This is a genomic window from Micromonospora sp. 4G55, from assembly GCF_016803375.1.
The window spans coordinates 1-7,066 of the sequence record NZ_JAEVHN010000309.1 but is presented as its reverse complement, the minus strand read 5'-3'; the positions used below and the strand labels follow the sequence as shown (position 1 = coordinate 7,066).

5 protein-coding genes and 5 pseudogenes are annotated in these 7,066 nt (G+C 75.2%); 4 read left to right on the top strand and 6 right to left on the bottom strand.

The features are described from left to right. Positions 1-426 (bottom strand): annotated as a pseudogene (locus JNW89_RS22385) (bifunctional ornithine acetyltransferase/N-acetylglutamate synthase); the annotation flags it as partial. Then, a pseudogene (locus tag JNW89_RS22380) lies at positions 423-773 on the bottom strand (Asd/ArgC dimerization domain-containing protein); the annotation flags it as partial. The pseudogenes JNW89_RS22385 and JNW89_RS22380, both read right to left, overlap by 4 nt. Positions 774-777: 4 nt before the next feature. Here JNW89_RS22380 and JNW89_RS22375 point away from each other — a divergent pair. Further along, positions 778-1,056, top strand: a pseudogene (locus tag JNW89_RS22375) (ROK family transcriptional regulator); the annotation flags it as partial. Between the two features lie 126 nt (positions 1,057-1,182). Here the strand turns inward: JNW89_RS22375 and JNW89_RS22370 are convergent. Both JNW89_RS22370 and JNW89_RS22365 read right to left on the bottom strand, forming a co-directional pair. Further along, entirely contained in the window at positions 1,183-2,196 is a 1,014-nt protein-coding gene (locus JNW89_RS22370; RefSeq protein WP_238450383.1) for an ABC transporter permease subunit, read from the bottom strand. Next, entirely contained in the window at positions 2,193-3,212 is a 1,020-nt protein-coding gene (locus JNW89_RS22365) for an ATP-binding cassette domain-containing protein (protein ID WP_238450382.1), read from the bottom strand. The genes JNW89_RS22370 and JNW89_RS22365 overlap by 4 nt, the downstream gene beginning before the upstream one ends. Positions 3,213-3,345: 133 nt before the next feature. Here JNW89_RS22365 and JNW89_RS22360 point away from each other — a divergent pair. Together JNW89_RS22360 and JNW89_RS22355 are read left to right on the top strand one after the other, a co-directional pair. Next, positions 3,346-4,189: pseudogene (locus JNW89_RS22360) on the top strand (ABC transporter ATP-binding protein). 73 nt (positions 4,190-4,262) lie between these two features. Beyond that, complete coding sequence (locus JNW89_RS22355; RefSeq protein ID WP_238450381.1) at positions 4,263-5,165, top strand: ribokinase; 903 nt, start codon at positions 4,263-4,265, stop codon at positions 5,163-5,165. A 77-nt stretch (positions 5,166-5,242) separates the two neighbouring features. Here the strand turns inward: JNW89_RS22355 and ftrA are convergent, their stop codons facing one another. Beyond that, the gene (gene ftrA, locus JNW89_RS22350) at positions 5,243-6,202 is read right to left on the bottom strand and encodes a transcriptional regulator FtrA (protein WP_238450380.1); all 960 of its coding nucleotides are present in this window, start codon (positions 6,200-6,202) and stop codon (positions 5,243-5,245) included. A gap of 72 nt (positions 6,203-6,274) precedes the next feature. Here ftrA and JNW89_RS22345 point away from each other — a divergent pair, with 72 nt between their 5' ends. Beyond that, positions 6,275-6,733 (top strand): rhodanese-like domain-containing protein, encoded by a 459-nt coding sequence (locus tag JNW89_RS22345; RefSeq protein WP_238450384.1) that lies wholly within the window; start codon positions 6,275-6,277, stop codon positions 6,731-6,733. A 34-nt stretch (positions 6,734-6,767) separates the two neighbouring features. On the opposite strand, the pseudogene JNW89_RS22340 reads toward JNW89_RS22345, so the two are convergent. Then, a pseudogene (locus JNW89_RS22340) lies at positions 6,768-7,066 on the bottom strand (hypothetical protein); the annotation flags it as partial.

The following is a 7,066-nucleotide window of genomic DNA, read 5'->3' as shown; positions in this document are numbered from 1 at the left end:
CGTCGCGGCCGAGCCCCCGGATGGCGCTGCGCACGCCGGGCAGCAGCTTCTGCATCGGCAGCCGCTCGCCGATCAGGCCGGTGGAGCAGACCGCGACCTCGCCGGCGCGAGCATCAGCCGGGGGCTGACCGAGGTCAGCGCGGCGGCGGTGTGCTCGGCGGTGGCGTGGGTGTCCTGGAAGCCGGCCGGGCCGGTGCAGGCGTTGGCGCCGCCGGAGTTGAGCACCACGGCGCGGACCACGCCGCCCCGGACGACCTGCTGGGTCCAGAGCACCGGCGCGGCCTTGACCCGGTTGGCGGTGAAGACACCGGCGATCCCGGCGTCGGGGCCGTCGTTGACGACGAGGGCGAGGTCGGCGGCGCCGCTGGTCTTGAGGCCGGCGGCGACCCCCGCTGCCCGGAATCCCCGGGGGGTGGTGACGGTCATGGCGCGACTCCGAAGACGGGGAGGCCGGTGGTCTCGGGCAGGCCGAGCATGAGGTTGGCGCACTGCACGGCCTGGCCGGCGGCGCCCTTGCCGAGGTTGTCGATCGCGCTGACCACGATCACCCGGCCGGAGTCGACGTCGACGCCCGCCTGCAGGTGGCAGGAGTTCGAGCCGGCCGTGGCGGCGGTGTGCGGCCAGGCGCCCTCGGGCAGGACGTGCACGAACGGCGCGTCCGCGTACGCGGCGGCCAGCACGTCGCGCGGGTCGGCGTCGCCGGTCGGCACCGCGGTGACGGTGGCGAGGATGCCGCGCGGCATGGGCGCGAGCACCGGGGTGAAGGAGAGGCTGGCCGGCGCCCCGATGCTCGACGAGCTGGCCCGGCGGCTGGCCCTCGGCGTGGCCAGCACCTGCGTGGTGCTGGACCCGCCGCTGGTGGTGCTCGCCGGCGAGGTCGGGCAGGCCGGCGGGGCGGCGCTGGCCGACCGGGTGCAGCAGGAGGTCGCCGCGATCACGCTGGTCCGGCCCCGGGTGGTGCCGACCGGGCTGACCGAGGAGCCGATCCTGCGCGGCGCGCTGCGCACGGCGCTGGACGCCGTCCGGGACGAGGTCTTCGGCTCGACGGTCGGCTGACGCCCGTCGCCGTACGCCACCCGTCATGTGAAGGAATTCTTCACCACCGGCCCGGCTCGGCAAGATCCTGCCGAGGCCGGGCCGGTGGCGGCCGACTGCTGCCGGGCGCCCCGGCCCGACGACCGGTCAGATCAGGTCGCGTCGGCGGAAGACCGCGAACGCGGCGGCGGTCACCGCGCCGGCGAGGGCCAGCAGCACCAGCAGCGCCGGGGCCCAGGTGATCGTGTACGTGCCGTCGCAGAAGCCGAAACCCGTCGAGTTCCGGCAGACGTGGTCGTCGTAGAGCTCCATCCGGCCGGTGAGCCAGGCCCCGATGTAGGTGGAGAGCATCAGCTGGTCCGGGCGGGCCACGTCGAGGATCTCGAACACCAGCCGCGCGCCCAGCTCCCAGACCACCGCGTACGCGGCCACCGCGCCGAGCGCCGCCGAGGTGTGCCGGCCCAGCGTGGCGATGCCGAAGCCCAGCGCGGTGGCGAGCAGCACCAGCACCAGGCCGCGCCCGTAGCGGCCGCCCAGGTCCTGCCAGAACGCCCCGTCCAGCCGGCCCGGCAGCCCGGCCGTCTGCGCGATCGTCCAGAACGTGCCGAGGTAGACCACCGTCGCCACCACCGACAGCAGCGTCACCACCCCGAGCAGCGTGCCCAGCTTCGCGCCGAGCACGGTGAGCCGGCGTGGCCGCCACAGCAGCAGGTTCACCACCCCGCCGGAGTTCAGGTCGGCGCCGATGTAGGAGGCCCCGACCAGGAAACCGAACAGCACCAGGAAGGCGATCAGGAAGTACAGCAGCGGACCCGCCTGCTGGCCAAAGACGAAGACGCCGCTGAGGAAGTCGGCGACCACCGGCAGTTGGTCCCGCAGCACCGGGTCCACCTCGCTGCAGTCCGCCGGCAGGTACCTGTTCTCGTCGACCGGCACCTCGCCCGCCTTGACCTTCAGGCAGTACTCATGGTCGGCCTCCATGCCGCGGATCACCTGGGCGAGCTGCGCCTCCGCCGCGGCGACCTCGCTCGCCGACGGTTGGTGCGACCCGACCAGGGTGGTGGCCGTGGTGATGGCGAAGGCCAGGGCCAGCAGCACCACCATCAGCTGGACGAAGCGGCGGGCGGCGAGCCGCTCCACCTCGGCACGGACGAGGTTCACGCCTGCACCCCCCGGCCGGCGGTCACGTCGAGGTCGATCATGGGTGCGTCAGGTCCCTCCCCGGGCAGGGCGGCCTCGCCCACCTGCCGCGGCAGTGTCGGATGTGGTGCGGTGCCGGTCAGTTCCAGGAAGACGCTCTCCAGGTCGGGGCGGATCGGGGTCAGCTCGCGTACCCACAGCCCCTGCTCGCCCAGCGTGCGGGCGATCAGCTCGGGATCCTCCGCGCCGGCGACCACCAGCAGCCCGTCGTGGTCGGTGACCGACAGGCCGGCCGCCCCCAGCAGGTCGGCGGCCCGGCCTGGCTCCGCCACCCGGACCCGCCACTCGTGCTGGTCGTAGCCGGCCAGCACCTCCTCGACCCGACCCGCCGCCACCCGGCGACCCCTGGAGATGATCGTGACGTGGTCGCAGATCAGCTGGATCTCGGCCAGGATGTGGCTGGAGACCAGTACCGTCACCCCCGCGTCGGCCAGCGACCGCATCAGGTCCCGCATCTCGCGGATGCCCGCCGGGTCCAGCCCGTTCGCCGGCTCGTCCAGGATCAGCAGCTCGGGATCCTTGAGCAGGGCGGAGGCCACGGCCAGCCGCTGCCGCATGCCCAGCGAGTAGCCCTTCACCCGGTCGTGGCCCCGGTCGCGCAGCCCGACCTGGTCCAGCACCTCGTCGACCCGGCCGGTCGGCACCCCGCCGGCCAGCGCCAGCAGCCGCAGCGTGCGGTGACCGGTGAAGTTGCCGAAGAACTGCGGGCTCTCCACGATCGCGCCGACCCGGCCGGCCACCCGGGCCAGCTGTTCCGGCGCGGGGGCGCCGAGCACACTCATCCGGCCGCCGTCGGCGCTCACCAGGCCCAGCAGGGCACGCAGGGTGGTGGTCTTGCCGGAGCCGTTCGGGCCGAGGAAGCCGTGCACCTGCCCGGCCTCCACCAGCATGTCGAAGCCGTCGACCGCGACCCGCCGCCCCTGCCGCACGGTGTGGAACGTCTTGCGCAGCCCCTCGATCTCGATGACCGCGCTCATCGGCGCCGCTCCTGACCTCGATCGGGCATGGCACGTCCTCCGGCTGTGGTGACCAACGACACGGCGCCTCACCCTATGGCCGGAGGCCTCGCCCGTGGGGGGCACCGCGCGGGCTGCGTGGTTGGATGGAGCGGTGACTGGTGACCTGATCCCCGGCGCCGCCGGCGCCCCCCGCCGCCCCCGCACCCGTGGACGCGGATCTGGTGGTCAGCCTCGACGGTGTCGGCGTCAAGCGCTCCGGCACCGCGCTGCTGCACGACGTGGACTGGCGGGTCGAACTCGACGAGCGGTGGGTCGTCCTCGGCCCCAACGGCGCGGGAAAGACCACCCTGCTCAACCTGGCCGCCGGCCGGCTGCACCCGACCAGCGGCACCGCGCACGTGCTCGGCGAGCGGATCGGCCGCACCGACGTCAACGAGCTGCGGATGCGGATCGGCCTCTCCACCGCCGCGCTGGCCGAGCGGGTACCCGCCGAGGAGCGGGTCAGCGACGTGGTCGTCACCGCCGCCTGGTCGGTGGTCGGCCGGTGGCGGGAGAGCTACGACCGCACCGACGAGTCCCGGGCCCGCGTGCTGCTCGGGCAGCTGGGCGTCGGGCATCTCGCGGAGCGGGCGTACGGGACGCTGTCCGAGGGCGAGCGCAAGCGGGTGCAGATCGCCCGGGCCCTGATGACCGACCCCGAGCTGCTGCTCCTCGACGAGCCGGCCGCCGGGCTCGACCTGGGCGGGCGCGAGGACCTGGTGGCCCGGCTGGCCGAGCTGGCGTACGACCCGGACGCCCCCGCCCTCGTCCTGGTCACCCACCACGTCGAGGAGATCCCGCCGGGCTTCACCCACGCGCTGCTGCTGCGCGAGGGCGGGGTGGTCGCCCAGGGGCTGCTCGCCGAGACGCTCAGCGGCGACAACCTCTCCAAGACCTTCGGCCTGCCGCTGGTGGTCGAGCGGCGCGGCGAGCGGTACACCGCCCGAGCCGCCTGAGCCGGGCACCCGGCTCCCGGCCCGACGGCTGGTCCTAGACTCGCCGCAACGTGCAGGTCGGCAGGAGGTCGTGGTGCGGCAGACCCGGGTCGTCGTGGTGGGCAGCGCGAACATGGACCTCGTCGGCACCGGCCCGGCGCTGCCCCGGCCCGGGGAGACCGTGCTCGGCAGCGACTTCGTGACGGTGCCCGGCGGCAAGGGCGCCAACCAGGCGATCGCCGCGGTCCGGGCCGGCGCGTCCTGCGCCTTCCTCGGCGCGATCGGCTCCGACGCCTTCGGCGTCACCCTGCGCGCCCGGATCACCGCCGCCGGGGTGGACACCGGCCAGCTGCGGGTGGTCTACGGCGCGTCCGGGGTGGCGCTGGTCATGGTCAACGCCGTCGGGGAGAACGCCATCCTGGTGACCCCCGGCGCCAACACCGCCTTCACCGGCCTCACCGACGGCGAGCTGGACGCCGTACGCGAGGCGGACGTGCTGGTCGCGCAGCTGGAGATCCCGGTCGAGACGGTGACCGCGGCGGCGCTGGCGGCCCGGCAGGCCGGCACCCGGGTCATCCTCAACGCGGCGCCGGCCCGGCAGGTGCCGGCCGAGCTGCTGGCCGCGGTGGACCTGCTCGTGGTCAACGAACCGGAGGCGCAGGCGCTCACCGGCCGGGGTCGGGACGAGCCGCGAGCGCTACTGGAACTGGTGCCCCGCGCGGTGCTGACCCTCGGCGGCGAGGGCGCCTGGTACGGCGACCGGGACGGCGCGGACGTGCACGTGCCGGCGGTCGAGGTGGACGTCGTCGACACCACCGCCGCGGGCGACGCGTTCACCGCCGCGCTGGCGGTGGCCTGGGGCGAGGGCCGGGAGGTGCTGGACGCGGTGCGCTGGGCCGCGGCGGCCGGCGCGGCCTGCGTACGCCGGCTCGGCGCCTCGGTGGCGCTGCCCCGGCGGGACGAGATCGACGCGCTCTACGCCCCGCCGGCCGGCTGACGCCACCCACCCCGCGTCCCCGGCCGACCCGGAACGCCAGGTCACGCCCGCCCGCCAGGTCGGGCGTGCCCGCCAGGTCAGGCGGCGTCGCGGGGGAAGGCCCGGCGGTACGCCGACGGCGAGGTCCGCATCGCCCGGCCGAAGTGGTGCCGGTAGGTGACCGCGCTGTCGAACCCGACCGACCGGGCCACCTCGGCGACCGACAGCCCGGTCGACTCCAGCAGCACCAGACTGGCCCGCACCCGCTGGTCGATCAGCCAGCGGATCGGACTGGTCCCGGCGGCCCGGGCAAACTGCCGCAGGTAGGTGCGGGAGGACATGTGCGCCTGCCGGGCCAGCCGCTGCACCGTCAGCGGCTCGGCGAGGTGGGCCAGCGCCCAGTCCATGCTGCGGGCGATCCGGTCGTCGCCCGGGTCGGCCGGCACCGGCGCCTCGATGAACTGCGCCTGCCCGCCGTCGCGGTGCGGCGGGATCACCAGCCGCCGGGCCACCGCGTTGGCGATCGCCGCGCCGAAGTCCCGGCGGACGACGTGCACGCAGAGGTCCAGGCCGGCGGCGCTGCCCGCGCTGGTCAACACGTCGCCGTCGTCCAGATAGAGCACGTCCGGGTCGACCTCGACCCGGGGATACCGCCGGGCCAACAGGTCGGCGTACCGCCAGTGCGTGGTGGCCCGCCGGCCGTCCAGCAGGCCGGCGCCGGCGAGCGCGAACGCGCCGGAGCAGATCGACATGATCCGCGCGCCGGCCCGGTGCGCCCGGCGCAACGCGGTGACCAGCTCCGGTGACGGCTCGGCGGTCACGTCGGGCACGCCGGGGACGATCACCGTCCCGGCCCGGGCCAGCACGCCGAGGCCGTACGGGGTGTGCAGCGCGGCGCCGCCGACCACCGGTACCGGGCCCGGGCGCTCCGCGCAGACGGTCAGCGCGTACCAGTCGACGTCGAACTCGGGGCGGGGCAGCCCGAACACCTCGGTGACGATGCCGGTCTCGAAGACCGACATCCCCGGGTACGCCAGCACGGCCACCGTACGGATCATGGCGGGATGTTAGCGGAGGACGTCGTTCCCGCCACTCCCGCCGGTGGCGGTGGCCGGCCGAGGATTGGAGGCATGTCGTACACGCTCTCGGTGCCGCCGGCCGACCCGGCCGTCGCCGCCGCCCACTTCCTCGCCCGGCTGACCTTCGAAACCGACGTCAGCGACGTGCACGCCGACCTGACCGCCCGGGTGCCCGGCCTGGTGGTGGTCGACTCGCGAGGGCCGGACGCCTGGCACCAAGGGCACCTGCCCGGCGCGGTGCACCTGCCGACGGCCGAGATCGCCACTCGCGCCGGCGAGCTGGTGCCGGCCGGCACGGCGGTGGTCACCTACTGCTGGGGGCCGGGTTGCAACGGCGCCACCCGCGCGGCGCTGGAGTTCGCCCGCCTCGGCTACCGGGTCAAGGAGATGCTGGGCGGCTACGAGTACTGGGTGCGGGAGGGGCTGCCGGTGCGTACCCCGACCGGCGAGACCCGCCGGCCGGTCGACGACCTGACCGCCCCGCGCGCCACCGCCCGCTGCGACTGCTGACCGGCCCCCGGCCTCGGCGCCGGCCCCCGGCCGGTCAGTCGGTCGGGTCGTCGGTGAGGCGCTCGCCCCGGCGGCGCAGCATGCCGAGGCCGGGGATGCCGGCGACGGCGAGCTTGAGGTCGCGGGTGACGTCGAGCAGGTCGTGCAGGTCCGGGCCGACCCGGTCCAGGGTGGCCAGGATCGGCAGGATGTCGGCGGTCAGGTGCTCCTTGAGCTTGGGCAGCTCGTCCACCAGCCGGATCGCCGCGGTCACCTCCTCGTGGCTGAGCTGCTCCATGAAGCGGGTCGCCATCGGCGCGCCCCGGCGCAGCGCCGGCTCGTACGCCGCCATCA